Raw genomic sequence first — 26,165 nt, forward strand, 5'->3', positions numbered from 1 at the left:
CACTTGTTTAAATCTAATATTATAACAGTATAAGAGCTTCAAACAATCTTAATTAATCAGAAAGTGTTGGACAAAAACTCGATGAAATTATTAACGAGTTAAAAATCATAAAAATGATGTAAGTTTTGCCTCAAACAACAAAATACTACTTGAACAATATGAAATGAATATTGTAAAAAGACTAAAACGAATTGAAAAGAAATAAGGAATTTGGAAAGACATGAAAATCATGAGCCAATCGATTATAAAATGTTCAAAGCTAACAAAGTCAAATATCATGAATTAAATGGTTTTGACGTGTTTAAAATTAAAGTGGATTATTATTTAAAACGCTATTGATTTATCACATTTTGATATTTATTCCACCGATAATAATTGTTAATCATTAATTAAATAAAATAATGGATTATTGGGAAAAAAGAATTTATGATGCTAAGCTCTATAACCTCAAAGAGCTTAACTTAGGTCAAGCACAATTAAAAAAAATTCCAAAAGAAGTTTTTGAACTTACTAAGCTTAAATCATTAAGTCTTATACGAAATGGGTTAACTGAAATTCCAAGATCTATTTCAAAACTTAAAAACCTTGAAGTACTTTACTTAAGTGGAAATGAGATAACAGAAATTTCTGAAGACATATGTAAGCTTGTCAATTTAAGGATTCTAGTAGTAAACAGTTGCAAAATCCAAGTAATATCTGACAGTATCTCAAACTTAAAAAATTTGGAGTTTTTAGATATTCGATTTAATAGACTGGATTCTTTACCCTACACCTTAGGTAAGTTAACAAATTTGCATAGCTTATTATTAGGTAAAAATAGATTTAAAGATTTATCACCCGAATTACTTGTCCAAAACACTAACGTCATATTGGACTATTTAAAATCCAAATTAGATGGGGATACTGTAAAACTATACGAAGCAAAATTACTTATAGTTGGAGAAGGAGAAGTTGGAAAAACATGGCTTAAGGAAAGGTTAATTTATAACAAGATAATAAGTAAAAGGAAAAATAGCTCTACAGAGGGTATTGATATCTCTAAATGGAATTTATCAACTTCTCTGTCAAAAAGATTTAGAATTAATCTATGGGATTTTGGTGGCCAAGAAATTTATCATTCAACCCACCAATTTTTTTTGACTGAAAGATCTCTTTATCTTTTAGTTTTTGATGCAAGAAAGGATTCTGACGTTTCAAGTTTTGGTTATTGGCTTAAAACCATTAAACTATTAAGCAATGAATCACCTACTGTTATTGTTCTAAATAAAATAGATGAAAGATTAAAAGAAATAGATATTGAGCTTTACAAAGAACAATTTCCAAACATAATAGATTTTGCAAAAATTAGTTCCTTAAATGGTAAAGGACGTAGTGAACTTCTAGATATAATCGAAAAAAATATTACAAAACTTGAACACGTTGGTCAAGAGCTCCCCAAAAACTGGGTAGCAGTAAGAAGTAGGCTGGAAAGTTTAAAGCAAAATTTCATCTCATATGATTATTATATAAATATATGTCAAGAAAAAGGTATAGCTGAAAACTTGGCACGAGAATTAAGTTATTACTACCATATTTTAGGTGTATTCTTACATTTTCGAGATAACCCAATACTAAAAGGAATGATATTCTTAAATCCTGCTTGGGCAACAAATGCAGTTTATAAAGTATTGGATCACGAAATTATTGAAGAAAATATTGGAAAATTTAGTTTGGAGCAACTCCCAAAAATATGGCGCCGTAAAGATGGTTATCCTGAAGAAAATTATGTTCATCTTTTGGAATTAATGAAGAAATTTGAGCTTTGCTTTCAATTACCAAAAAATAATTGGTTCATTATACCGTCAAAGTTACAATCTACCAAGCCAAAGTTCGATTGGAATTATGATGAAAATTTGGTGTTTGAATTCAAGTATGATTTCATGCCAGCTGGGATAATGACTAGGCTAATTGTAAGAGTTCATGAAATCATCAAACAAAGACTATTTTGGAAATCAGGTGTAATACTAGAAGAAATAACTTATATACATAAAGAAGATGAGACAGTAAAACCCAAAAAATTAACAACTAAAGCTTTAATATTGGAGAATAGATTTGATTGGAAGATTTCAATCTATTTAGTGGGTGATGAAAAAAGGGAGCTATTATCCCTTATTAGAAGACAAATCAATCAAATACACAAAACTTTAAGAAACCCACCTGTAACAGAATTGATTGCCTGTTGTTGTAGTGAATGCAGTAATGACAAATTTCCAGAAAAAATCAAATTTGATACAATAAAACAATTTAATAATAAAAATGTGGAGTCGTTCCCATGCCCTAAATCAGGAGAACAAGTATCCGTATCGGCATTATTAGGTGATTTTAGGTTAACTCAACAACCTATTAATGAGGAAATATTAAGATTACTTAAACAACTTAAAAATGAAACCGATAACGAAGAATCATTTATCAAAAAAGTAAATGACTTAGTAGTAATCCAACCTAATTTTTTTGGGATTGGTGTGGACGTAAAAAAGCTAATTGAAAGATTTGTTTCTAAAAAACCTCTTTCAAAAAAGTAATGTTTGAATTATAAAGAATTAAATCCACTTAAACTAGGATCTTTAAAGTGGGAATAAAGTATTATTGCAACCATAGATTCAAACTCCACAACCATAGATTTAGCAACTCGTCATTGCTCAATAATTTCACTTTAAAACCTATGATGACATTTTAGGGTGTTTACGATACATAACTAAACCAACATTTATAATTTTTTGTTATGTTATTAAAATTCTTAAAACAAACTCGATTTAATTATGTATTTGTATTATCGTTTATTCTTCTAACTACATTAGGCTGTAGTGATGATGACAACAGATCCGATGACCCTCAACTAGAAACAGAAAACGTGACTATTGGTGCTCAAGCTACATTTTTAAGAGTCGATAATGTAGATACCTCAACAAATCCTGCCGTCGTTAATCTCAATGCCCTTAACATTTCCCCTGGTGATGTCTTACGTCTTAAGACCATAGGTAATTATATCAACAGTCCAACAGGCAGCACAAGGGATAGTGCAGCTGGTGTGTTTTCATCATCTAATTTACTACTCGACAGCAGTGAACTCAACAGAGTTGTGGATGCTATTGACGCTGGTGAAGATCGAGTGACCGACAACACCTTTGAGCAAAATCAAGTCACTGATATTCCTGAGGATTTTAGGATTGACGAAAATCAAATACAAATTACGGTGCCTGTAGGAGCACAATTCCTGTTCCTTGGTGTTACGGATAGTAAACTTTCTGATAATATGCAATCCTCTGCAGGTTTTGCTATAGAAATACGCTATTAGACAAAAAATCTAACTAAGATTCGGGCAATCGTAGATTTAAACAACACAAGCTTAGATTTGGCAAAATTAGAATAAGCCATTAGTCGCAACTTTGTATCATAACCAAACCCGACTTCGCTTTATCTCCTCCGCTTTTAGCTACGAAGATAGAGGAAAGCTTCGTCGGACAAAGAATCACAAAATTATGAATACAAAAACAGCACTAATCACAGGAGGCAGCCGTGGACTAGGAAGAGACATGGCGCTAAGCCTCGCCAAAAAGGGTGTGGACATTATCTTTTCGTATCACAGTAACACCGCAAAAGCAGAAGACGTCATCAATGAGATTAAGGCTTTAGGGCAAGATGCCAAAGCCTTTCTATTTGATGCCAACGACTATAAAAGCGGACAAGCGTTTATTGCCAGTGCCACAAACTATCTTAAAGAGAAAAACGATAGCCCAAACTTCGATTTTCTGATTAACAATGCAGGGACTGGCACCTTTAATATAGTGGCCAATACTACAGAAGACCAGTTTAATGAAATGATGAACGTACACCTTAAAAGTGTGTACTTTATGACGCAAGCCGCTTTACCATTTTTAAATACTGGCGGCCGTATCATTAATATTTCGAGTGGATTGACACGCTTTAGTTTGCCTGGCATGTCATCTTACGCCATCATGAAAGGCGCCATTGAAGTCTTTACACGTTATTTGGCCAAGGAACTCGGAGACCGAAAAATTACGGCCAATACCGTAGCGCCAGGAGCTATTGCAACCGATTTTGCAGGTGGTAGCAACAAAGCAGAAGACAAAGTCAAAATGATTGCCAGTGTCACCGCATTGGGTCGTATTGGCGAAGCCGAGGATATCGGTGGTGTCGTGGCCTTTTTATGTTCAGACGATGCAGGTTGGATCAATGCCCAACGCATTGAGGTATCTGGTGGTATGTTGGTATAACCTTATAGAGAATTGGGAGATGAATCTCCCAGTTCTTTTTATTAAATTTATGACAATGAAACACATCACACGTTTTAAAAAAGTAGGAGACTACCATAAAATAGCACAATTGCCTGCACCTGAGCATCCCTTAATCAGCTTGGTGGATTATTCTAAAGTGCGCTATCCAGATAACGTTAGTGAGATGATATGGACGCAAGATTACTATACCATTGGTCTGAAGCGCAATATTCCCTATAAATTTTTCTATGGACAGCAGGAATACGATTTCGATGAAGGCGTAATGACCTTTATTGCGCCCAATCAAGTATTGAGTGTTGGTAGTAACCCTAATGTTGGGCATACACCATCAGGCTGGTTGTTATTGATTCACCCAGATTTTATGTGGAATACCAGTTTAGCTGAAAAAATGCAACGCTATGAGTTTTTTGGCTATGCCATTAATGAAGCCTTGTTCCTCTCTGAAAAAGAGGAAACCATGATGGGAGATTTGCTTCAAAATATTCAGCGCGAATACCAATCGAACATCGATAAGTTCAGCCAAAATATCATCATTTCACAAATTGAACTTTTACTCAATTATGCCGAACGGTTTTACGAACGCCAGTTCATCACCAGACAAATTGTTAACCATAAAATACTGGATGGTTTAGAAACTTTGCTTAAAGACTATTTTAAAGCCGATTCCCTTATTGAAAAAGGCTTACCAACAGTACAATGGGTAGCGGACCACTTGAATCTATCTCCTAACTATTTGAGCAGTATGCTAAAGTCCTTAACTGGTATGAGCACGCAGCAGCACATTCATCAAAAACTCATTGAAAAAGCCAAAACACAACTATCGGCTACCAATTTATCCATTAGTGAAATTGCCTATAATCTTGGCTTTGAGCAACCTGCATCCTTCACCAAATTATTTAAGAGTAAAACGGAGATGTCTCCCTTGGAATTTAGAAAAACATTTAACTGAAAGTTTGCAGATAAAAATTATCTTTATGGTATAATTGATTAATGCTCATGAATCCATCGGCTAGCGGCTGGATAAAAAAACTACTCCTAGAGGTTTCTGAAACATCTTGTGCTCAGATGGAAACTTCGCAGTTTTATAATAGACTTAAGCAAACCGGATTCATCTATGGTAGCAATGTGAGCGTGGTGCTCGATATTGCAAAACCTTTTGAGTTTACAGATGAAGAACGCTGTAAAATCAACTTGTTGGTCACCTACTATTTTATTCACGAAAAGAGGAAGTGCCAAGAAAGCTTTACCGACAGCCTTATTAGATTTTATAAAGCGACAAGCACTAAAAGACGTTCCTTTTTTGATGAGTTATTTGGCGATAAGTCATCGGATAGTCTGTTGGAAAAAATGATTCACAAGCGCATTAATATCGACGATAATTTTATCACCAAAACCTTTAACTACTTTTTGATTAATGCCTTATTGTTTGTAGATGTTTTGGGCTATCAGCGCTTTTTAAAAGATGAAACCAACGTTAGGGCTTATGTGAATAATTTGGAATCGGCCTTAGAAACCATCATCTTTTCTGCTATAGATGCGAAATCCAAAAAAACCGAATATGACAACAATCTTATACGCTTATTTAAAGAATCGGTACGCCATAAAAATTCTGAATTACCATCTTACAACGATGCGATTACTTTTATTACCGAACCGTTAGAAAAGCTATACCTTATTGATTTGGTGTGTATGGCTTCTTGGAGCGACAAAGTGATTGACAAAGAAGAGCGTGAGTTTTTAAATCGCTTAAAGACCGATCTGGATTTACAGAATAACGACATTACAAAATCCGTCGATGATATCAATCGCTTTTATGCAAAGTATAAGGATGATGTGGCATTTTTGCGTTCTAAGAACTTAGCTCAAAGTTTTTATGACAATAGCAGTAAGGTGGTCTCCAAATTAATTAAGCGCAACAGCAAACGATTGATTAAAGAGCTCTCAGAAAGTAAGGAAGCCATGTGGCTCTTAGCACAATCGACTCAACGGAATTTAACTGACGAGGAACAGAAAAAAATTCAATCGCAACTCATAGATATATTCAAATCCATTCCAAGTTTAGCCATTTTTATGTTGCCTGGAGGAATGATTTTACTGCCGCTTTTCGTAAAATTCATTCCAAAATTATTGCCTTCGGCTTTTGATGATAATAGGATAGAAAACGATAAGGTGTAATTAATTATACCTTTTGACAAACGAAGTCATGTCGAACACTTCGACTGTCGTCCGCCGTAAAAGATCCTGAAAGGCGCGACGCTCAGTGCAGGCCGTGAGACATCACATCAACAGCAAAAAATAGAATTGGTTTGATTTAACGCCACTGCGCCTAAAGATTTCTCAATCGTCCTGATAGCTATCGGGACTCATTTCGAAATGACAATTAGAATATAGTCCTATTCTGAATAAAAAAATGGCAAACTGTAACATTTAGGCCAAATTGATTACACATAGATATAATATTTAGTCATGATTACTAATTACTACATGTTGCTTAATATCGACCAATCCGCCAATTTAGAAACTATTAAAAAAGCCTTTAGAAAAGAAATTGCAATGTATCATCCCGATAATAACGCTTCGCCTGAGGCAAGAGAAAAATTTGAACAACTCGTGGAAGCCTTCGACATTTTATCTAATGAAGATAAACGTCGTGAGTATGATACAATTCTAAATCATGAAGCTACTAATAAGCCCGTAATCATAGAACAAAAACAGGAGTATGAAGACTGGCAAAAAGAGGCCAAAAAGAAATCTAAAAAATACGAAGGTATTGGCTTAGAAGAACTCTTACTTCTCGATATTTTTGTTTTGAATGGTGACTTCCTAGATGGTTTATTCGCAGGAACTGATCAACTTTTTGATGGTATAGGTGATATCTTTGATTTATTCTAACCAGTTCTTAAAATCTTTTACACGTTCTCTGGCTACAATAACGTCTTGTTCGTTATAATGGTTTAGTTTAATTTGAAGCCTTGAATTGGTATAGCTGATAATATCCTTTATAGCATTGATATTCACATAAAACTTTCGGCTAATTCTGTAAAACATATGTGGCTCGAGCTCATCCTCAAGCTGATCTAAGGTCATATCCAAAAGATAATTACGACCTCCATTTGTATGAGCGTAAGTTCCTTTATTCTCGCTATATATACATTCAATCTCTTCGACATTTATTAACTTAATGTGTTGACCTACCTTTACCGAAAAACGCTTTTTGTATTCGCGCTCAATTGGGTTGACCAGTAGCTTTTTTATGTCATTAAAGTCTAAAGTAACTGATTTCTGTTGTTGTGTAGTGCCTTTATATTGATTAATTGCTGTTTTGAGCTCGTCCTCATCAATAGGCTTCAATAAATAATCTATACTATTAAGTTTAAAAGCCTGCAAGGCATATTCATCATAAGCGGTCGTAAAGATTACAGCTGAATTGATTTCTATAGCTTCAAAAATCTCAAAAGACAGACCATCACTCAATTGAATATCCAAAAAAATTAAATCGGGATGTTCATTGGTTTGAAACCATGCTATGGATTCTTCGACGGAATGTAGTAGCGTTTCCGCCTCAACATCAAAGGATTTTAACATACGCTGTAAACGTCGTGCTGATGGTTTTTCGTCTTCTATTATGATTACCTTCATAGTTTAATTTTAAGCTTTTAATTGATTATTTCCAGAGTTTGATTTCAATTTTAGATTCCTTATCAATAAACTCGTCTATTTTTTTGTCCTCCCAAGTTTTTTTGAAAAGAGATCGTCTGCGATACACATCAATGCCATGAATAATTATAAAAACCGTCCAAGTTCCTAAAATACTTAGATTTAATGCTGTAATGGTACTTTTATAAGGTCCTTCTTCTAGGATATAAAAGTTAAGTGAAATAAGACCAACAACTAGTATATAACCCGCTAAATGGATATAAAATAGCCTAGTTCTTCTGAGTATGCGTTGAGTCTTAAGATACTTTTCTTGTTTTGAAATGGTTTTCATTAGTTTAGAGTTTTACACGTTTCCCTTCTTTCCAAACGATTTTGGTGTTAGAGATAGCATTAATGTTTTGTGTAACATCACCATCAACCAAGATTAAATCAGCAATATAACCCGGCTTTATAAAACCTGTTTTTTCTAAAGCAAAGGCCTGCGCAATATTGCTCGTTCCAGCTTTTAAGACCTCAATATTTGAAAGTCCCGATGCCTTTAAAAGTTCTAATTCCTTATATAAATCCGTGCCATAATTGATGCCTACATTTGGTGGATCTGTTCCTGCTAAAATAGGCACACCAGCTTCATAGAGCTTTTTAAGCTCAGATAATAATTGTGCTTTGGTTAAGAAACTACTGGCTCTTTCGCCTATACTTTCAAAAGCTTTGAGTGTTGTAAGCAAAGTCGGAATCACAAAAAAATCTTTTTCCTTAGAAAGCGTATTGAGTGCTGCTTTATCCAATTCTTTATCTCTCCATAGATGTACCAATCCATCAGCATTCTTATTTAAAACACTGACTGCATCTTCTAATCGACTAACATGAACAACCGCTATTTTTTTAGCCTTATGCGCTTCTTTAATGAGTTCTGAAACCGTTTCTATTGACAATGTATTTCTCCAAGGCTCCACGATGATTTTTATATGGTCTACATTGGCCTTTACTCGACCCTCAATGAATTTCTTAGCATCTTCGGGCTTGGTGAGTGTAGGCACCGGGAAACCATATTGTGTGCCGTGACCATCAGGAGCCGTTGCAGCATATCCTGATACATAATATCTCGCAAAGTTAGTAGAGTCCTTAAGTTGCCTCATCATGGTTTGATAGGGTTCTAGACCATGCATGTCCATGACGTTCAAAACTCCTGCTTGCGCAGCTTCGGTTAAGGATTGTGGTGTCCAAGCATGTACATGAGCATTAGATAATGCTGGTAATAAAGTTTTGCCTTTGCCATTAATTACTTCATCATTATTCAAGGCTTTTATCGTTTTCGAAACTTCTGTAATAATACCATCTTCAACCTTAACAGAAGTAGAAGCTATGACGGACTCCCCATCAAATACTTTTACATTTTTAATGATAAAACTGTTTTGGGCATTTCCAATGAACATGCATACGATAAAGGCCAAAACTATGTTGGTTCTATACATAATTAGAATTTTGGATATTTAAAAACACTGCAACTAGGTATTCGAACTATTCCCAGTTACGTTCTTCCTTGTCCATAAACTCCTTAATCTTTCGTTTCTCCCAGTTTTCGCCGAAAAAGAAATCCGGCCCAAAAACACCAATAAAATGAAAGAGTAATCCAATGCCCCAAAATGCCGCTGTGGCATAAGGTCCGAAACCAGAAAATCCATTGCCAGAGTTAAAGCCAATCAATAAAATTAAAAAGACGTTTACTACCAAATACACCGCAAAGTGCCAGTAAAAGCCAACAATTGAATCTACCTTCTTTTTAGCACGCATGTATGCTTCTTCTTTTCTAAAATCTGAAACCTCATCCTTATTCTTATAAGGTTCTATACTATACTTTTCCATGATTATTTTAATTTTTTATCGTTCGACAATTCTTTATTCATTAACGCTTCTATTTTGCGCTCTTCCCAAGCTCCTCCAAATTTAAAGGACAGGAAATGTAATATGAGAAAGATGCCCCAAATGACCCAGACGCTCAAAACATTAATGCTTATCAACTCATTGGTAAAACTTTCCCAACTGTCTAAATCATTCCATACTTTAAGCAAAGTTATGAACACATTCACCAGCACATATATTATAAGATGCGTGTAAAAACCTCGCTCTTTTTCGACCTTATTTTTGGCCCTGATATAACTTAAATTAGAATTTTGATTTTTCATAATTTCTAGGTCTTAGTTCCAACGATTTTTTTCCTCTTCCTTACGCATGTACTCTTCAATTTTGCGTTCTTCCCACTTAGCCCCTAATGCACCGTTATCGACATAAACTCTATAGGCCTGAAAAACTAAGCCAATTCCCCAACCAAATATTGGGAACCAGAACCATTGAATGGTATGGCTTGTAAATCTGTACCAGATAAAGATTAAAAATGGGATAACAAAGACATAAGCAATTAAACTATAATAAAATGCTTTAAGTTCTTCCACACGGTTACGTGCCCTAACATAATCGTCATTAAGACGGTCTTGTGATTTTTGTGTTGTTCTCATGATTGCTATTTGTTTTGTGAGCATAGGAATTGCAACTGCAAAATCCGTATCTCGTTGATTGATGTAAACTTTTCGTTCCGTTAGTAATTTGTAGCGTTGCTTAATATTCTCTAATCCTACACCACTACCCTTTTTTACGATTTGTTTTGGTTGAAGATTGTTCATCACTACCAGATGATTTCCATCTTCGTATATCTTAATGTGCAGCGGCCTACTCGACGTTACCATATTGTGCTTTACTGCATTTTCTAAAAGCAATTGTAAGGACAAGGGCACTACTTTACTTTCAGGATTTGATGCTTTATCAGGAATTTCAAAAATGATACTGTCTTCAAAACGCATTTTTAAAAGTGACATATAGGTCCTTGCAAAGTTGAGTTCTTCATCTATGGTGACCAGTTCCTTATTTTTCTGTTCTAATACATAGCGATAGACCTTAGATAAAGCCGTAGTAAATTTTTGTGCACTTTCTGGATTCTCTTCTATTAAACTGGTCAATACATTTAAACTATTAAACAGAAAATGTGGATCTAACTGATTCTTTAAAGCATCGAACTTAGCACTTGCCGCACCTGCTATGACTTTTTGTTCTTTGACCTTATTTTTCTGATAACGGTTATAGAAATAGGCTATATAAAATATACTTAATATGCTAAGGGTGATCCATAACCCGAAAGAATATCCCTGCCAGCTATCATTTTGAAGAAATGTTTGAACAGACTGGCCATACATAAAGACTAAAACTATAAACCTTAAAAAGAATATTGTAGTCAAAGTAATCATTGTTGCACCAGCGACACCATAGACTATACGTTTTACTACATCATAACTTCTAAATTTTAATCGTTTTATAAAACGAAAATAAAGCATGTTTACAGAACTTAGTACAAAGGTATATAACTGCGTTATACCAAAATCAATTAAGTATAAGTTGGTGTTTTCATATCTAATTTCATCTCCTACCAAAAAATACCTGATTGCATAGATTACGCAACCTATAATAAAAACTACAACTAGATTCTTAACTGACTTTATCATTTTATGTATTCTAAATGTTTAAGATTTACAATCTTTAACCACTTGCTCTGCACGTTCTTTTCCCCAATTAGGATGAAAGTCACTCTCTGGTTTAAAGTTATCAAAAAGTTCAATGGCGGCTTCCATTTGTTTGCAGTAAGGCGCCATATCCTGTCCAAAAAATTTAGCACTTCCCATACCCCATTCCGCTTTACCAAAAGCAACTCTTGGGTTGTTAGGATCTATTTTATAGGCCTTGGCATAAGTTTCAGTGACTTTTGCAGAATACTTCATTCCATATTTCATGCCATCAAAGGCCACCCAATTGGTATAAACCTGTGCTTGTATGACTAAAAGCTCCGCATTATCTTCACTTTTAATCATGGCTATATCTAGATGTTCCTGTGCTTTTTCCAGTTGGGCTTTTAAAACGGCTTCGTCTTTTACATTCCAACTTTTTAAGCTGTTTATCTGTGCAATGTAATAGTTAGGCAACCACTCATCGGCTTCAGCTTTTGCAATACGCTCAAACATATTTTCAGCCTCATCCAATTTATCGGCTTCCCAAAGATCAAAGGCTTTTTGCATTCCTTTTTCAAAATTGGTTTGTGCCGCTGTTACACCAGTAATTACTAATAAAGCAAAAATTAATAAATTTTTACTGATGTGACATCTATTTATCTTTTTGTATTCGCGAATCTTCGATTTCATTTGTTGTTATATTAAAGTGTTATTGTTATTGTCGTATCTGATTTTAATTCGAATTTGGCATCTTTCCATTTTGGTGGCCCCATAAAGCCTTTAGCGTTATTAGAACAAGCATAGTCCTCTTTTGGGATACCCAAAAAATTACTATCCATTTTTCCGTTGTCATTTTCATCATGAAAAGTGGAAACCGCATAAGTGCCTTCAGATAAATTTTCAAAGGTAACCACACAACTATTATTGGTTATTTCGGTCTTGACCCCTTTGTAAGAACTATCCAAAAAATCTGAAGCCTTATTATATACAGCAATAAACATCTTACCATCGTTGCTCTCGGCATCTTCAACTTTAACCGTTAAGCTGTAAGACTCCTGAGCTTTTGAAGTAAGCGTGAATAAGCTTATAATAACTATAACTGCAATCTTTACTAGTGTACCCATAATGTTTTGTTTTGTTAGTACAAATATCCGACACAATGGAAGATTTTTAAAACACGAACGACCGAATTGTAATTTTTTAATGACGAATTGTATTTTTTTGAAAAGTCCCTCTAAAAAAGAGTAACTTAGTATGCCTTTTCGCTACTTATAGATTATCTCAACCTATTAAAAAAACCAATCAAAAATGAAGAAGTATATTTTCAGCATTACCCTTATCCTATTTGTATTTATAGCCTTTGCACAAACCGATAAGCGTCTTAAAGGCATCGAAAAACAGTTCAATTTGGTATTAGAAACGACTAAAGCCTCAGGGTTTGCAGTGGCTATAGTGGAAGGCGACAAAGTCATCTATACCAAAGGTTTTGGTTATGCCGATTATGAAAATAAAGTGCCTGCTGATGCCAATACTTTGTTTGCTATAGGTTCATCCACAAAGGCTTTTACCTCTGCCTTACTTGGCATTCTACGAGAAAATGACAAACTGTCTTTTGATGACAGTCCCTTAGATTATGTCCCAGGATTGAAATTTTACAATGATGATATGAATAACACTATTATCATAAAGGATTTGATGCGCCACAGTACAGGCTTACCAAGACATGATGGTGCTTGGTATTTTTTCCCGACCCACGATAAAGATACCTTGGTGGCACGAATGCAATATCAAGAACCGTTTACTGGAGTGCGCCAAAAATGGTACTACAATAACTTTGGCTTTTTATTACAAGGTGTTATTACCGAAAAAATTACAGGCAAATCCTGGGAGGATAATATTGAAGAACACTTCTTTAAACCTCTAGGGATGAATCGCTCTAACACCATGATTGATGGTATGAAAAACGGCACTAATGTTGCTAAAGGGTATCGGTTAGATGAAGATCGAAACCTTATAAAAATGGACTACTATGATATTGCTGGGATGTCACCTGCAGGAAGCATCAATAGCAGTGTTAATGATATGAGCAAATGGTTAATACTCTGGGTCAACAAGGGAAAACATGGTGAGGAACAAATCATTCCTGAAGCTTATGTAAAGGAAGCAATGAGTTCTCAAATGGTGGTCGCTGCCGGTTTTCCTACCGATGAATTACCAGGAGTACAGTATGCCAATTATGGTTATGGTTGGTTTTTACATTCGTACAAAGGGCATTATATGGTAGAACATGGTGGTAATATTGATGGCTTCTCCGCAAGTGTGGCTCTATATCCAACCGATAGCTTGGGCATCGTCGTCTTGGCCAATCAAAATGGCTCTGCGGTACCACGGCTGATTAGAAATATCGCTGCCGATCGTATGCTAAAGGTTGAAATCACCGAATGGGCAAAGAAACATAAAGAAGACTTAGAAAAAGCACTTGAAGCTCAAAAAGAAGGCGAGGAGACCAATGAAACCTCCAATGTAAAAGGCACAAAACCTTCGCATATGTTGTCGGACTACACAGGGTCTTATGAAAACAAAGGTTATGGGCAGTTTGATATTGTGATGGAAAACGATTCGTTGTATGTCGAACTCGATAATAATCGCCAATACCTACACCATTATCATTACGACACTTTTGAACTCATTGATGTTAATGATGGTAAAGTTGATGAATCCCAAATTGGCAGTGCCTTAAAAGTAACCTTTAGCACCAACGTTGCGGGTGATATTGATTATCTCAAAGCGAATATTGAACCCTTAACCGACGCTATTGCCTTTAAACGCACGCCCAACAGTATCGATGTCGATGCCAAAACTTTAGAGCAATATGTAGGGCAATACGATTTAATGGGTACTGAAATTAAAGTATACATTAAAGATGAAAATGTCTTATACGCTTTTGTGCCAGGGCAACCCGAATATGAGTTGGTACCAACAGCCGAACATAAATTTAATATCAAGGTCTTAGAAGGCTTTAAAATAGAGTTTATAGATACTGATGGTAAAATTGATCAGGTGAAGTTTATACAACCCAATGGAACGTTTGTGGCGAAGCGGAAGAGAGAATAATTGATAAAAAAACCATCCTCTCGGATGGTTTTCCTAATATCATATTTATTTCAATGCCTTAAAACATCTCTCTACCAGAGAAGTGAAACGCGCCCTCAATAGCTGCATTTTCGTCGCTATCACTACCATGTACCGCATTTTCACCAATAGACGCTGCATATAATTTACGAATCGTACCTTCAGCCGCTTCTGCAGGATTGGTAGCACCAATTAAGGTCCTAAAATCCTCAACCGCATTGTCTTTTTCTAAAATCGCAGCGACGATGGGACCACGAGTCATATATTCTACAAGTTCAGGAAAGAACGGACGTTCTTTATGAATGGCATAAAATTCCTGGGCATCTGCCTTGGTCATTTGCGTTAACTTCATGGCCACGATTCTAAATCCTGAAGCTGTAATTTTTTCTATAATTGCGCCAATGTGTCCTTTTTCAACAGCATCTGGCTTTAACATTGTAAATGTTTTGTTAGTTACCATGGGTCATTTTTTAATTGTTCGCCTTCGCAAAAAACGCTTCTGCGAATGAATTCGCAAAAATAATGCATTTCTTTAATTTATCAAGCCAAGCATTTATTAAATTATTGTTAGAAACGCTAGGGCAGTTCGGGTGTCCTGAAACGTCAAGATGTACTACAACCCTTCGACTGCCTGTCCATCGTATAAGACTTTGGAAGCCGTGGCGCTTAGGGCAGGCAATCTCAGTGTGACAAATATTGTCATGTCGAACCTTGTGTGAGACATCACATCATATAGTATCTAACAGGACAAAAACAATGCTATTCAGCTACACTTAACATGCGATTTCTCATCGCTCATAATTTGTATTTCGCTCTGTCGAAATGACCAAACTTGTCTTCTTGAACACTTTGACTGCCTGTCTACCGTACGAGACTTTGAAAGGCGTGGCGCTATGCCTAACAAAAATCACTCAAAGTAAAGCTTATCTTTCATTCCTGCGTCCGCGTTCACTAGAGCTTTAGCGGAGGCACAAGGCAGGAATCTATAAGATAAATCAAATGTGGACTCCGCCAGGCCACGAGAACCTCAGCCTTCGTGCGGAATGACAGTCAGACCAAAACTCATTGTCTTAATTTCCTATTAAAACCATTTTCAAAAACCCTAAAAATTGTATCTTCGTCCACTATGATTAAGGCACAAATTGCGGAGATAAAAGAACTTTTAGCAACACCAAAACATATTGTCGTTGTTCCACACAAAAATCCTGATGGTGATGCCATGGGTTCTACCTTAGGGCTATATCAGTATTTAAAGGCTTACAATCACAGTGTGGTTGTTATTGCTCCAAACGATTATCCTGATTTTTTAAAATGGTTGCCAGGTAATGATTCGGTTTTAATTTTTGAAAGCCATGAAGAAGACAGTGAAGCTTTAATCCATAACGCCAACCTCATATTCACCTTAGACTTTAACGCTTTGCATCGTACTGGTGGTATGACCGAAGTTTTGGAAAATTCTAAGGCTACTAAGATTATGATTGATCATCATCAACAACCAGATGATTATGCCAAATACACCTATTCGGATGCCGGCATGTCTTCGACATGTGAAATGATTTACAATTTCATTGAATTCTTAGGCGACCTAGACAAAATAGATAGCACCATTGCCACCTGTTTGTACGCTGGCATTATGACGGATACTGGTTCATTTCGTTTTCCGTCAACCACAGGTAGAACTCATGAAATTGTCGGTGACCTAATTGCCAAAGGTGCCAATAATGCTGAGATTCATAATAATGTTTTTGATACGAATAGTTACAGTCGATTACAACTTCTGGGAAGAGCGATGCAAAACCTTAAGGTAATTCCAGAATTACGTACCGCTTATATTACCTTATCCCAAGCTGAATTGGACGAATTCAACTTTAAAAAAGGTGATACCGAGGGTTTTGTCAATTATGGCTTATCCTTAAAGGGTATTATCTTTGCCGCCATCTTCATTGAAAATCAACAAGAGAACATTGTAAAGGTATCGTTACGAAGCAAAGGCTCATTTTCGGTGAACCAATTTTCGAGAGCACATTTTAGTGGTGGTGGTCACGATAATGCCGCTGGAGGACGTTCTGAAGATGGTTTAAAGACTACTGTTGATAAATTTATTAGTATATTACCACAATATAAAGATGAATTGTCCCCAAAATGAAGCACCTACACTACATAATTTTATTAGCTTTAGTAGTTTTGAGCTGCAAATCGCCCGAAGCGCGAATGCCAGAAACAGTTCAGTCGGGTTCATTCCTTAAAGAATCTGCAGAACGTAACAAAAAGCTCAATGAAAAAGAACAACTACTCATCCAAGACATCATAAAAAATAATCCTGAAACGAATTATATTGCTTCCGAAAGCGGTTTTTGGTATTACTATACTGTCAAAGTGGAAAACGATACTATTCAGCCAGAATTTGGTGATATTATTGATTTTCGGTACAACATCGCTGACATCCATGGTAATGAAATTTATGCCGAAGCCCAAAAGACCTATGTCATGGATAAGCAAGAATTATTCACAGGTTTACGTGAAGGTCTAAAATTGATGAAACCCAAAGAAAGCGTCACCTTTATTTTCCCATCACAAAAGGCATATGGCTATTATGGTGATGACAATAAAATAGGAACAAACGTTCCACTAATTTGCGAAGTAACATTAAATACTATAACACAAGAAAATGATTAAAAAAGCCCTTACAGCATTTGTTGTATTAGTCGTATTGGTAAGTAGCTCTTGCCAAGAACGTTATCCAGATTTAGAAGACGGACTTTATGCCGAAATTATAACAACCAAAGGTACGATGGTAGCCAAACTGCATTATGATAAAGTACCAGTAACTGTAGCTAATTTTGTAGCCCTTGCAGAAGGCAACCACCCAATGGTAGAAGAAAAATACAAAGGCGAACCATTTTATGATAGTCTTACTTTTCATAGAGTCATGGATAAATTCATGATTCAGGGAGGTGATCCTTTAGGCACTGGTGCTGGCACACCTGGATACCGATTTGCAGCTGATTTTAGTCCAGACTTAAAACACGATAAACCTGGTATTCTATCCATGGCCAATGCTGGAGGTATCAATACCAATGGCAGTCAGTTTTTCATTACTGAAGTACCTTATGAAAGAGGTGATTTCTATGACGCCAATGGTAATTTAAAACCTTGTGATCAACGCGGTGTAAGCTGTCATTCCGTTTTTGGTGAATTGGTTCAAGGACTAGAAGTTCAAGATTCTATTTCTAATGTGAAAGTAGCCGTAAGAAATAAACCTGTAGAAGATGTAATCATTGAAAAAGTAAATATTATTAGAAAAGGAAAAGATGCCAAATTCTTTGATGCGCCAAAAGTATTTGAAGAAGAAATGCCTAAAGTAGAGGCTAATTTCAAATCCATAAGGGATGAAGCTAAAAAGAAAGCAGAAGCATTAGCAAAACAAGCCAAAATGGACTGGTTAAAGAAGAATGAAGAGCTTAATGGCCGTCGTATTGATTCACCAACAGGAATGGCTATGATTTTTACGCAGGAAGGTAATGGTGTACAACCTAATGCCTCTCAACAAGTAAATATTGACTGTGCAGGTTATTTTGAAGACGGCACTTTGTTCTGGACGACCAGGAAAGACGTGGCAGAAAAGAACGGTAAATACGACCAACGCCAAGACGAAGCTGGTCAGTATGCACCTTTTGCAATGCCTTATAATGAAACTGCTAGACTAGTTGCTGGGTTTAGAGAAGCCATGTTAAATATGAAAGTTGGAGATAAAGCAAGAGTGTTTATCCCTTATTATTTAGGCTATGGAGATGCAGGTAGACCACCTTTAATTCCAGGGAGAACAAACCTTGTATTTGATATTGAATTGGTGAGTATTAAAGAGTAATCTCTTAAATATAAACAACAAAAAGGCAGCTACACATCGACTACGCTTAGTGACTAGCTGCCTTTTTGGTTACTGAAATCCAAATGTGTCATGCTGAATGAAGTTCAGCATTTCATATTTAAAGCTTCGAGATTCTGAAATAAATTCAGAATGACAAAGTGATTTTAATTTTTTTGGGGAATGTGCTCTAAAATCTCGAGAACAAACTCCCAATATTTCTGAGCAGAAGATATTTGGGCACGTTCGTCTGGTGAATGTGCACCTTTAATATTTGGCCCGAAACTAATCATATCCATATCTGGATAATTCTGCCCTAGAATGCCACACTCTAAACCAGCATGACAAGCGGCCACATGAGGCTTCTCACCATTATTTAAACGTTCATAAATCGGTACCATAACTTTCAAAATCGCCGAATCCATATTTGGCGCCCAACCAGGATAGCTTCCTGAAAATTCAACATCACATCCAGCCAATTCAAAAGTAGACTTAAGCGCATTAGCTAAATCCATTTTTGAGGATTCTACAGAGCTACGTGTTAAACAGCCAACTTTTATTCCGCCATCTTTAATAACAACTCGTGCAATATTATTGGACGTTTCTACCAAATCAGGAATATCCGGACTCATACGATACACACCATTATGTGCCGCATACAAAGCTTTAAGGATGTGCTCTTGAGCTTCAAATGGCATTACGGTTTTAGGCAAATCGGTTGCAGTGAACACCATCTCTAAGTCTGGCTCCATGGTTTTCAGTTCTTTCTTAATCGTTTTAGATAACGAATTCAAAACATTTAGTAGCAATTCTTCTTTATCAGCTCTAAAAACAACTACTGAAACACTCTCTCTAGGAATCGCATTGCGTAAACTTCCACCATCAATTTCAGCAATTTTAATATCTTCGATAACGGCATATAGCAAACGATTCATAATCTTATTGGCATTTCCCAAACCTTCGTGAATTTGCATACCTGAATGCCCTCCTTGCAAACCTTTAACTTCGATTTTATAAGCTTTCATCCCCTCGATTGAAATAGGTTCAGGGTTATAAGCTCCTCTTGCTGTGATGTCGATACCACCAGCACAACCCACTCCGATTTCGTTATCTTCTTCAGTATCTAAATTCAATAGAATTTCACCTTTTAACAAACCACCTTTTAAACCCATAGCACCTGTCATACCAGTTTCTTCATCAATCGTAAATAAGGCTTCCAAGTCTGGATGTGCTATGGCATCACTTTCTAAAATTGCCATAATCGTTGCGACTCCCAAACCGTTATCTGCACCAAGTGTAGTCCCTCTAGCTTTTACCCAATCACCATCAATATACATCTCTATACCTTGGGTATCAAAATCAAAAACCGTATCATTATTTTTTTGATGTACCATATCTAAATGCGACTGCATCACAATGGGTTTTCTGTCTTCCATACCTTTGGTCGCTGGTTTTCTAATAATGACGTTACCTACCTCATCTTCTATAGTTTCCAAACCTAGGCGCTCTCCAAAATCTTTCATGAATTTGATAACGCGTTCCTCTTTTTTTGAAGGACGAGGTATGGCGTTTAAATCTGCAAATTTATTCCAAAGTGCTTTGGGTTCTAATGTTCTTATTTCTGAGCTCATATTGATTATTTTTAGGTATACAAAAATACAAAAAGACACATGATTTTTTCTATTTTTGAACCATGCGCATCAATAAAAAACTTGGTCTAGTTATTTTTCTTGTTATCCAAATTCTTGTTATCCAAGTCTTAAAAAAATTTCCTGAATTTATTGAACAGTTTTACAGTAACGGCCTTTATATTTTTATTTCAAAGTTGATGCGTTATGCCTTTGGATGGATTCCTTTTTCTATTGGTGATATCTTCTATACATTGGCCAGCATCTACATAATTCGCTGGCTAATCTTTAATAGGAAACGTATCCTCAAAGACACTATAAATTGGTTGTTAGATATTGGTGCTACCCTATCTATGGCTTATTTTGCGTTTCATATCCTTTGGGCCTACAATTATTATAGACCACCACTTAATAAATCCTTGAATATTGAAGCAGAATACACCACAGAGCAATTAGTAGATTTTACAAAGCGTCTTATTAAAAAATCAAATGAAATTCATACCAAAATTGCAAAGAATGATTCAGCAAAGGTAGTAATGCCTTTTACCAAAACTGATGTGTTTGATAAAATGCAGGATGGTTACAATAAATTATCTGAAGATTATCCGATTTTTAAATATCAACCCAAAAGCATAAAAAAATCCATTTATAGTCTCCCTTTGACCTATATGGGGTTTTCGGGTTATCTAAATCCTTTTACTAATGAAGCCCAAGTTGATGGATTGATCCCAACCTACAAGTTTCCGACGACATCATGTCATGAAGCTGCGCATCAAATAGGTTACGCTGCTGAAAACGAAGCTAATTTTATAGGCTGTTTAGCCTCAATTTATAATGAAGATGTTTATTTTAAATATTCGGGTTATACATTCGGTTTAAAATATTGCCTGGTTGAGATTTTTCGTAGAGATAAAAACGTATACTATGATATACTCGAAACGGTTAATAAGGGTATTATAAAGAATTACGTAGAAGTCGATGAGTTTTGGAAATCTTATGAAAACCCTTTAGAACCCGTTTTTGAAAAAACATATGATACATTTCTTAAATCCAATAACCAAGCTGCTGGTATGAAAAGCTATAGTTATGTGGTGGCGCTTTTGGTCAATTATTATGAAGGCAAAACGCTATAATTCAACGTATGCACAAATCGATGGCTTAGCAGCTTTACTACTCAACAACTCTTGCGCCTTCAGGCATAGCAAACAAAGTATTATCAGGTACTTCTTCAGAAAGTACGATATCTAAAAACTCTACCGTGTTTCGTTTTTCTATGGGCTTGTTATTCTCATAGGTATACCAATCAATACTCTTAGGAACGGCCAACCCATTCACGGTTTGCCAATTGTTATATCTAATAAAGTGAAAGTCTTTGCTCTTCTCATTTTTTCCAAAAGTCACGGTATAACCCAACCATTCCATTTGTCCAGAATCAGCATCATAATAAATAATGTATTGGTCATCTGGCGAAACACCAATACCGGCTTCATAAGAAATTAAAATTCCTGGATAAGTTTTGCCTTCAAAAGTTAAGGGTTCGGCTTCTTCATATAAAATACCATCATCTCCAACAATAAAGGGCATAGCGTAGAAATACATCATTAAGCCTTTATAAAATTTTGCATTGCCTTTATATGCATTGCCTTCTTTTTCATTAACCCATAGACTATTGCCATCAAAGCCCAAAGTGTATGTTGGAGTATTAATCTGCTCTGCTCTGGTTTTTAAATTTGTAGTTGTTACTTCTTTTCCATTTGGCTTATCCATGGTAAAAGATAAGGTTTTCATTTTGTTCCATTGGTCAATACCGCCATGGGCATCAAACACTTTGGTAATATTGTCTGGATAAATACTGGTTGTTACTTCTAAATCGTCGTTAGAGTAATCCGTTTTATTTTTTGCTTGCTGACAAGATATCGTCACAATAAGGATTATCAGTAATCCTATTAAATTTTTCATGTTTCGGTGGTTTAGTTGATGGGTTGGACGTATTTAAATTTAACCCATTACAAAAAAGCTTCAGAAAAATTCTGAAACTTAAAGATTATTTAGTCGATTATCAATTTTTCTATCATGGAAATACTGCTATTGCGCAATCTTACAAAGTAAACGCCAGCACTTAGATTTGAAATATCGATAGTTGTACTGGTATTTAATCGCTCGGATTGTAAAAGCTTTCCTTGAATATCAATTATTTCCATTCTATAATCACCATTAACAGTATTAAACTGAATCGTCACAAAAGCATTTGCCGGATTTGGATGCAAACTGAAATTAATAATTGTCTCATCGTCAACAGATAATGGCTCTACAAAAGTTGTTGTAAAAGTATTGGTGATTATTGGTGGGTTAAAGTCGAAATAAATGGCTGCGGAATTCGGAATAATATCACTAACAGCATAACCAACTTTTGGCTTAATTTTAAAGTAGACATAACCTATGCTGCCCTCAGCATCATCTTGCTCCGCAGGTAAGTCAATATCATCAAAAAACCATTCTAAATCGCTGCCTGTTCTAGTCACTACATAATCATGACTAGATCGTATCATTTCGAACGTATCTTCATCCAATTGACTATCTAAAGCATCTTCAATCCTTACAAAGATAGCTTCTGCTGTACCGATATTCTGAAAACGTATGGTATAGTACAAATATTCATCGGACGATACAAAGTCATCATATACGATTTCTGATCCATGAACTTCCATTTTATCATTTGGGTCGTAAGAACCAATAACCACTTCAGAGAGTGTAGAGCTATTATTGTCTAAAACCGTATCGTTAGTAACTGTAGTATATGTAGCCGAATTTGTAACTATCTCATCTAATGGTACAGTCACAGGAGTAAATAAAGTAATTGAAACTGTCTCACTTGTACTAGGCAAAAGGTCGACAAAATCTAATGTAAACCCATTTGCTGTAGTAGTCACAGTTAAATTAGAATTGCTAACAGTTGTGGCATTAAGAAGCAGGTTATCATCGAGAATAAACTCAACTGAACCTGAAGAAATTGTACTTCCACTAAGATTTTCAATGATGAGTGTGTTAGCATGTTCAAAACCTGGACGTGGTGATTCAAAGGGATTGATTAAATAAACTGCTAAATCCTGACAGGTTTCATTGTCGATTACTGGAAAATCCACCTGTGTAATGTCACCAAGAATCGCACTTATATTTTCAAATGACGGTAAGTTTTGCGAATAGCAACTGTCAAAATCATCATCTACATTAAACGTTATATCATAAAAATCGGATTCATTGTCACTAATAATCGTAAAGCTACCATTTGATGAGTTAACGACATTAATTATGCCATCGTTATTTTTCTCGTAGGTAAATGAGCCATTAGTAAAGCTGTTTTCATTTTCATCAAATGTGTTATTGGTATTGGTATCGTTAAACGCATTAACCCTGATTAAGCCTATGTCGTCGCAAATGCCGCCAACATCAAAACTTCCAGCTTTAAAAAATACAGCTGTGTCATACACGAAATCTGCATCATCGGCAATTACCAACTTAATATGATAGGTTTCTCCAATAGTTACGTTAGCCTCTGCCGTAAAAGGTACTGTTAGTCCATTGTAGGCAATAGGTGGCGCATCAGTCTGTATATATCCACTAAAAAACTCAGGATTTGCTGCGTCACAAACATCATTTTGTGGGTGAATATTAGTGATTAGTATTGGGAGATCAGTACCTGGAATAATCGCCAAATTAGTTGTATTCCCAGAAGCATCAGTTAATAAAAAGGCAAACGCATCAGAAAAATTGCATTCAAAATTATCCGTACCATATTCTTCAGAGGCCATTAAAAATTCAAAGCTTATCTGATCCACCACAGGCACAAAATCAAATTCAATGAAGGTCGCATTTCTAGAGTTTATACTCAATTCATTATCTAAATCCACATCACCAGGCCAGTTATTTGAACCAGAATTAGGTTGATTGTCATTTGGTCCACCTGCATCAGCCGCATTACCAGTAGAAATCAAAAGCCCTTCATTAAACGGAAAATTGCCACCTTCATAAACAAAATAACCAATACCATTGGGTTCAGTTATATTAAAACTGCTACCTGTTGAATAGGTAATATTAGAAATAGAGCTACAATCATTACCAATTAACACATTTTGTACTAGCTCCTCAACTGTAAATTGCGATTGATCGACAACAAGATTACCTTCAAGCACAATGACTTCAATAGAAATAGAATCGGAGCAGCCTTCAGGATTATCATCAGCTACAGTAAGCGTAACGGTATAGTTACCCTCTAGACTGTATTGATGGGCAGTTTGAGTACCCGAAGCCATATTACCGTCCCCAAAATCCCAAGTATATGAGGCATTTGCTCCATCGACAGAGAATGTGGCACTCCCAATAAAAGAAACCTCATTTCCTACTTCTACAACTATGACTCCAGAGTCATTGACTTCTGGTGCTGTACTATCTATTGATGCCATGATATCCTGACATGGCATACAAGTCTGATCAGCTACCAAGTTAAAACTTTCGATACGTCTATTACAACCATAAGTATCAGATACAGCGACAAAAATAGTTTGAGGATTACTAGTATTTATAAAAGGGTCTGACAACGGATTGGCTAGATTGAGCGCATCGTCTTCAGAAATATGATACGTAACTAAAAGGTCAAAAGGATACATCTGACCAACTAGTACTTCATCGTTTTTAGATTCTAGGCTAAATTCTTCAAATCCGTCCATGCTTTCATCACAAATAACATAGTCTGATATGGAAGGTAATGGTGCTGTTCCTAATACAATAAGATCTAATTCAACAACAGCAAAACAAGTAGAATTATTATCTTCTATTACTGCGTATAATGGTTGAGAAAATGGAAAGATATTTGTATAAGGAATGGCTGTATTTATTGGGTTAATTTGAGCATCAGCATCAGCCTGGGTTTCATAATAACTGACTGTTAAATTGTTAAATCCGCCTGTAATCTGGGCTGTCGCTTGTGCTAAATCGAACTCACCAAAACCATAGGTATCAAGGGCACTACAAGCAACTAGTGCATCAGGCTCATTAAAAGTCAAAACACCGTCAAAGGATACGTTAAATGTTTCCAAGAACGAGCAACCACTAATTATGTTAGTAGCTTGAACAGTATAGTTGCCTTCTTGTGTAACAGTATAAGATGTATTTACGGCGTCTGGTATAATTGCACCATCTAACGACCATTCAAATACAAAACCCACAGGATCAACACCTGTATTGACCACTGTCGATTCACCTTCGCAGATATTAATATCATCTATAAAAAATGTTGGCACTGGATTTACAACTAAATCAAAATCAACAAGGACAAAGCAACCTGTAACACTACTTTCCACTCTCGTATAAATGGTCTGTTGCCATGCCACTATATTTGCGTAACCGGTAGGATTGCTTATTGCATTAATACCATTTGAAGCATCAGATACAGTTTCATAATAGTTGACCAGCACATCAACTTCTCCATTAAGAATCAATGCATCATTTAGTGTTAAATCAAATACGGAGAATCCGTCACTATCATCATCGCAAATTTCTAAATCTGGAACTGGAATACTTGGTGAAGGCAATGGATTGACTCTTATGGTCAATGAAGTGGTATCATAATTTCCCGTATTAATATCCTCAACTCTAATAAATATGGTTTGAGGATTTACAACATTAACATAAGAAGTTGGCGAGGAAATGGCATTCGTGCCATTATCTGCATCAATCAAAGTCTCATGATAAGTCAGCACAAAAACCGTTGGGTCTTGGCCACCTAATACTTCAGCTTCAACAATAGTCAAATCAAAAGCCTCAGATTCATCACCACTATTATTGGAATCACATAATTCAAGGGTAGATGGTGGGTTTGCTATTTGAGAAAATGCACATAATGAAAACAGGATTAGTGTAAAGATGAGTAGTTGTTTTTTCATGGATTGATTTTTTAGCTCGATAAATGTAAGAAAATCATTTCGTTCTAATAATCTACAAGGTTAAGGGAAAGATATTTTAGTTGAAAAACTGATTAGTG

Annotated in this window: 23 protein-coding genes; 11 read left to right on the forward strand and 12 right to left on the reverse strand. The window is 35.8% G+C overall.

Features of this window, described 5'->3' with window-relative positions; genetic code table 11:
- The first annotated feature begins 401 nt into the window (after positions 1–401).
- The 6 genes from Q0992_RS07875 (at position 402) to Q0992_RS07900 (ending at position 7,187) form a co-directional block, all read left to right on the forward strand.
- The gene (locus tag Q0992_RS07875) at positions 402–2,561 is read left to right on the forward strand and encodes a COR domain-containing protein (RefSeq protein WP_299522068.1); all 2,160 of its coding nucleotides are present in this window, start codon (positions 402–404) and stop codon (positions 2,559–2,561) included.
- 200 nt (positions 2,562–2,761) lie between these two features.
- Positions 2,762–3,334 carry a hypothetical protein gene (locus Q0992_RS07880; RefSeq protein WP_299522071.1) on the forward strand — a complete coding sequence of 191 codons (573 nt, stop codon included), beginning with the start codon at positions 2,762–2,764 and terminating at the stop codon, positions 3,332–3,334.
- A 184-nt stretch (positions 3,335–3,518) separates the two neighbouring features.
- Positions 3,519–4,274, forward strand: a complete 756-nt coding sequence (locus Q0992_RS07885) for an SDR family oxidoreductase (RefSeq protein WP_299522074.1) — start codon at positions 3,519–3,521, stop codon at positions 4,272–4,274.
- 55 nt (positions 4,275–4,329) lie between these two features.
- A complete protein-coding gene (locus Q0992_RS07890; RefSeq protein WP_299522077.1) occupies positions 4,330–5,244 on the forward strand; it encodes an AraC family transcriptional regulator in 915 nt (304 codons plus the stop codon).
- A gap of 47 nt (positions 5,245–5,291) precedes the next feature.
- Positions 5,292–6,470 (forward strand): LETM1-related biofilm-associated protein, encoded by a 1,179-nt coding sequence (locus Q0992_RS07895; protein WP_299522080.1) that lies wholly within the window; start codon positions 5,292–5,294, stop codon positions 6,468–6,470.
- Between the two features lie 291 nt (positions 6,471–6,761).
- Positions 6,762–7,187, forward strand: coding sequence for a DnaJ domain-containing protein (locus Q0992_RS07900; RefSeq protein ID WP_299522083.1), 426 nt, complete (start codon positions 6,762–6,764; stop codon positions 7,185–7,187).
- Here Q0992_RS07900 and Q0992_RS07905 read toward each other — a convergent pair.
- The 8 genes from Q0992_RS07905 to Q0992_RS07940 are packed head-to-tail and all read right to left on the reverse strand — an operon-like array spanning position 7,179 to position 12,627.
- Positions 7,179–7,934, reverse strand: coding sequence for a LytTR family DNA-binding domain-containing protein (locus Q0992_RS07905; RefSeq protein ID WP_299522086.1), 756 nt, complete (start codon positions 7,932–7,934; stop codon positions 7,179–7,181). The genes Q0992_RS07900 and Q0992_RS07905 overlap by 9 nt on opposite strands.
- A gap of 25 nt (positions 7,935–7,959) precedes the next feature.
- Positions 7,960–8,283 (reverse strand): 2TM domain-containing protein, encoded by a 324-nt coding sequence (locus Q0992_RS07910; protein WP_299522089.1) that lies wholly within the window; start codon positions 8,281–8,283, stop codon positions 7,960–7,962.
- Between the two features lie 4 nt (positions 8,284–8,287).
- The gene (locus Q0992_RS07915) at positions 8,288–9,424 is read right to left on the reverse strand and encodes an amidohydrolase family protein (protein WP_299522092.1); all 1,137 of its coding nucleotides are present in this window, start codon (positions 9,422–9,424) and stop codon (positions 8,288–8,290) included.
- Between the two features lie 46 nt (positions 9,425–9,470).
- The gene (locus tag Q0992_RS07920) at positions 9,471–9,815 is read right to left on the reverse strand and encodes a 2TM domain-containing protein (protein ID WP_299522095.1); all 345 of its coding nucleotides are present in this window, start codon (positions 9,813–9,815) and stop codon (positions 9,471–9,473) included.
- 2 nt (positions 9,816–9,817) lie between these two features.
- Positions 9,818–10,135: a 2TM domain-containing protein gene (locus tag Q0992_RS07925; protein ID WP_299522098.1), complete on the reverse strand. Its 318-nt coding sequence runs from the start codon at positions 10,133–10,135 to the stop codon at positions 9,818–9,820.
- Between the two features lie 12 nt (positions 10,136–10,147).
- The gene (locus Q0992_RS07930) at positions 10,148–11,503 is read right to left on the reverse strand and encodes a histidine kinase (protein ID WP_299522101.1); all 1,356 of its coding nucleotides are present in this window, start codon (positions 11,501–11,503) and stop codon (positions 10,148–10,150) included.
- Between the two features lie 18 nt (positions 11,504–11,521).
- Positions 11,522–12,193, reverse strand: a complete 672-nt coding sequence (locus Q0992_RS07935; protein WP_299522104.1) for a hypothetical protein — start codon at positions 12,191–12,193, stop codon at positions 11,522–11,524.
- A gap of 11 nt (positions 12,194–12,204) precedes the next feature.
- Positions 12,205–12,627 (reverse strand): DUF2141 domain-containing protein, encoded by a 423-nt coding sequence (locus Q0992_RS07940; protein ID WP_299522107.1) that lies wholly within the window; start codon positions 12,625–12,627, stop codon positions 12,205–12,207.
- A gap of 184 nt (positions 12,628–12,811) precedes the next feature.
- Here Q0992_RS07940 and Q0992_RS07945 point away from each other — a divergent pair, with 184 nt between their 5' ends.
- Positions 12,812–14,617 carry a serine hydrolase gene (locus tag Q0992_RS07945; RefSeq protein WP_299522110.1) on the forward strand — a complete coding sequence of 602 codons (1,806 nt, stop codon included), beginning with the start codon at positions 12,812–12,814 and terminating at the stop codon, positions 14,615–14,617.
- A 58-nt stretch (positions 14,618–14,675) separates the two neighbouring features.
- Here Q0992_RS07945 and Q0992_RS07950 read toward each other — a convergent pair whose 3' ends face one another.
- Positions 14,676–15,095, reverse strand: coding sequence for a nucleoside-diphosphate kinase (locus Q0992_RS07950; protein WP_299522113.1), 420 nt, complete (start codon positions 15,093–15,095; stop codon positions 14,676–14,678).
- Between the two features lie 666 nt (positions 15,096–15,761).
- On the opposite strand from Q0992_RS07950, the gene Q0992_RS07955 reads away from it, so the two are divergent.
- The 3 genes from Q0992_RS07955 to Q0992_RS07965 are packed head-to-tail and all read left to right on the forward strand — an operon-like array spanning position 15,762 to position 18,503.
- Complete coding sequence (locus Q0992_RS07955; protein WP_299522116.1) at positions 15,762–16,781, forward strand: bifunctional oligoribonuclease/PAP phosphatase NrnA; 1,020 nt, start codon at positions 15,762–15,764, stop codon at positions 16,779–16,781.
- Entirely contained in the window at positions 16,778–17,311 is a 534-nt protein-coding gene (gene gldI / locus Q0992_RS07960) for a gliding motility-associated peptidyl-prolyl isomerase GldI (protein WP_299522119.1), read from the forward strand. Before Q0992_RS07955 ends, gldI begins: the two co-directional genes overlap by 4 nt.
- Positions 17,304–18,503, forward strand: coding sequence for a peptidylprolyl isomerase (locus Q0992_RS07965; RefSeq protein ID WP_299522122.1), 1,200 nt, complete (start codon positions 17,304–17,306; stop codon positions 18,501–18,503). The genes gldI and Q0992_RS07965 overlap by 8 nt, the downstream gene beginning before the upstream one ends.
- 164 nt (positions 18,504–18,667) lie before the next feature.
- On the opposite strand, the gene Q0992_RS07970 is transcribed toward Q0992_RS07965, so the two are convergent.
- Entirely contained in the window at positions 18,668–20,131 is a 1,464-nt protein-coding gene (locus tag Q0992_RS07970; protein WP_299522125.1) for an aminoacyl-histidine dipeptidase, read from the reverse strand.
- Between the two features lie 62 nt (positions 20,132–20,193).
- On the opposite strand from Q0992_RS07970, the gene Q0992_RS07975 reads away from it, so the two are divergent.
- Complete coding sequence (locus Q0992_RS07975; protein WP_299522128.1) at positions 20,194–21,261, forward strand: DUF3810 domain-containing protein; 1,068 nt, start codon at positions 20,194–20,196, stop codon at positions 21,259–21,261.
- Positions 21,262–21,298: 37 nt separating this feature from the next.
- Here the strand turns inward: Q0992_RS07975 and Q0992_RS07980 are convergent, their stop codons facing one another.
- Both Q0992_RS07980 and Q0992_RS07985 read right to left on the reverse strand, forming a co-directional pair.
- The gene (locus Q0992_RS07980; protein WP_299522131.1) at positions 21,299–22,087 is read right to left on the reverse strand and encodes a DUF6503 family protein; all 789 of its coding nucleotides are present in this window, start codon (positions 22,085–22,087) and stop codon (positions 21,299–21,301) included.
- Positions 22,088–22,176: 89 nt separating this feature from the next.
- Positions 22,177–26,067 carry a choice-of-anchor L domain-containing protein gene (locus Q0992_RS07985; protein WP_299522134.1) on the reverse strand — a complete coding sequence of 1,297 codons (3,891 nt, stop codon included), beginning with the start codon at positions 26,065–26,067 and terminating at the stop codon, positions 22,177–22,179.
- Positions 26,068–26,165: the final 98 nt, after the last annotated feature.

Source organism: Winogradskyella sp. (genome assembly GCF_028289625.1).
In the GTDB taxonomy this organism is placed as follows: domain Bacteria; phylum Bacteroidota; class Bacteroidia; order Flavobacteriales; family Flavobacteriaceae; genus Winogradskyella.

Excerpts from the sequence above, each read along its gene's own strand:
- Q0992_RS07935 (WP_299522104.1), bottom strand. The coding sequence starts at position 12,193 with ATGAAATCGAAGATTCGCGAATACAAAAAGATAAATAGATGTCACATC.
- Q0992_RS07955 (WP_299522116.1), top strand. The coding sequence starts at position 15,762 with ATGATTAAGGCACAAATTGCGGAGATAAAAGAACTTTTAGCAACACCA.
- Q0992_RS07975 (WP_299522128.1), top strand. The coding sequence starts at position 20,194 with ATGCGCATCAATAAAAAACTTGGTCTAGTTATTTTTCTTGTTATCCAA.
- Q0992_RS07880 (WP_299522071.1), top strand. The coding sequence starts at position 2,762 with ATGTTATTAAAATTCTTAAAACAAACTCGATTTAATTATGTATTTGTA.
- Q0992_RS07965 (WP_299522122.1), top strand. The coding sequence starts at position 17,304 with ATGATTAAAAAAGCCCTTACAGCATTTGTTGTATTAGTCGTATTGGTA.
- Q0992_RS07930 (WP_299522101.1), bottom strand. The coding sequence starts at position 11,503 with ATGATAAAGTCAGTTAAGAATCTAGTTGTAGTTTTTATTATAGGTTGC.
- Q0992_RS07910 (WP_299522089.1), bottom strand. The coding sequence starts at position 8,283 with ATGAAAACCATTTCAAAACAAGAAAAGTATCTTAAGACTCAACGCATA.
- gldI (WP_299522119.1), top strand. The coding sequence starts at position 16,778 with ATGAAGCACCTACACTACATAATTTTATTAGCTTTAGTAGTTTTGAGC.
- Q0992_RS07925 (WP_299522098.1), bottom strand. The coding sequence starts at position 10,135 with ATGAAAAATCAAAATTCTAATTTAAGTTATATCAGGGCCAAAAATAAG.
- Q0992_RS07985 (WP_299522134.1), bottom strand. The coding sequence starts at position 26,067 with ATGAAAAAACAACTACTCATCTTTACACTAATCCTGTTTTCATTATGT.
- Q0992_RS07950 (WP_299522113.1), bottom strand. The coding sequence starts at position 15,095 with ATGGTAACTAACAAAACATTTACAATGTTAAAGCCAGATGCTGTTGAA.
- Q0992_RS07875 (WP_299522068.1), top strand. The coding sequence starts at position 402 with ATGGATTATTGGGAAAAAAGAATTTATGATGCTAAGCTCTATAACCTC.
- Q0992_RS07890 (WP_299522077.1), top strand. The coding sequence starts at position 4,330 with ATGAAACACATCACACGTTTTAAAAAAGTAGGAGACTACCATAAAATA.
- Q0992_RS07885 (WP_299522074.1), top strand. The coding sequence starts at position 3,519 with ATGAATACAAAAACAGCACTAATCACAGGAGGCAGCCGTGGACTAGGA.
- Q0992_RS07905 (WP_299522086.1), bottom strand. The coding sequence starts at position 7,934 with ATGAAGGTAATCATAATAGAAGACGAAAAACCATCAGCACGACGTTTA.
- Q0992_RS07980 (WP_299522131.1), bottom strand. The coding sequence starts at position 22,087 with ATGAAAAATTTAATAGGATTACTGATAATCCTTATTGTGACGATATCT.
- Q0992_RS07920 (WP_299522095.1), bottom strand. The coding sequence starts at position 9,815 with ATGGAAAAGTATAGTATAGAACCTTATAAGAATAAGGATGAGGTTTCA.
- Q0992_RS07900 (WP_299522083.1), top strand. The coding sequence starts at position 6,762 with ATGATTACTAATTACTACATGTTGCTTAATATCGACCAATCCGCCAAT.
- Q0992_RS07945 (WP_299522110.1), top strand. The coding sequence starts at position 12,812 with ATGAAGAAGTATATTTTCAGCATTACCCTTATCCTATTTGTATTTATA.
- Q0992_RS07895 (WP_299522080.1), top strand. The coding sequence starts at position 5,292 with ATGAATCCATCGGCTAGCGGCTGGATAAAAAAACTACTCCTAGAGGTT.
- Q0992_RS07970 (WP_299522125.1), bottom strand. The coding sequence starts at position 20,131 with ATGAGCTCAGAAATAAGAACATTAGAACCCAAAGCACTTTGGAATAAA.
- Q0992_RS07940 (WP_299522107.1), bottom strand. The coding sequence starts at position 12,627 with ATGGGTACACTAGTAAAGATTGCAGTTATAGTTATTATAAGCTTATTC.
- Q0992_RS07915 (WP_299522092.1), bottom strand. The coding sequence starts at position 9,424 with ATGTATAGAACCAACATAGTTTTGGCCTTTATCGTATGCATGTTCATT.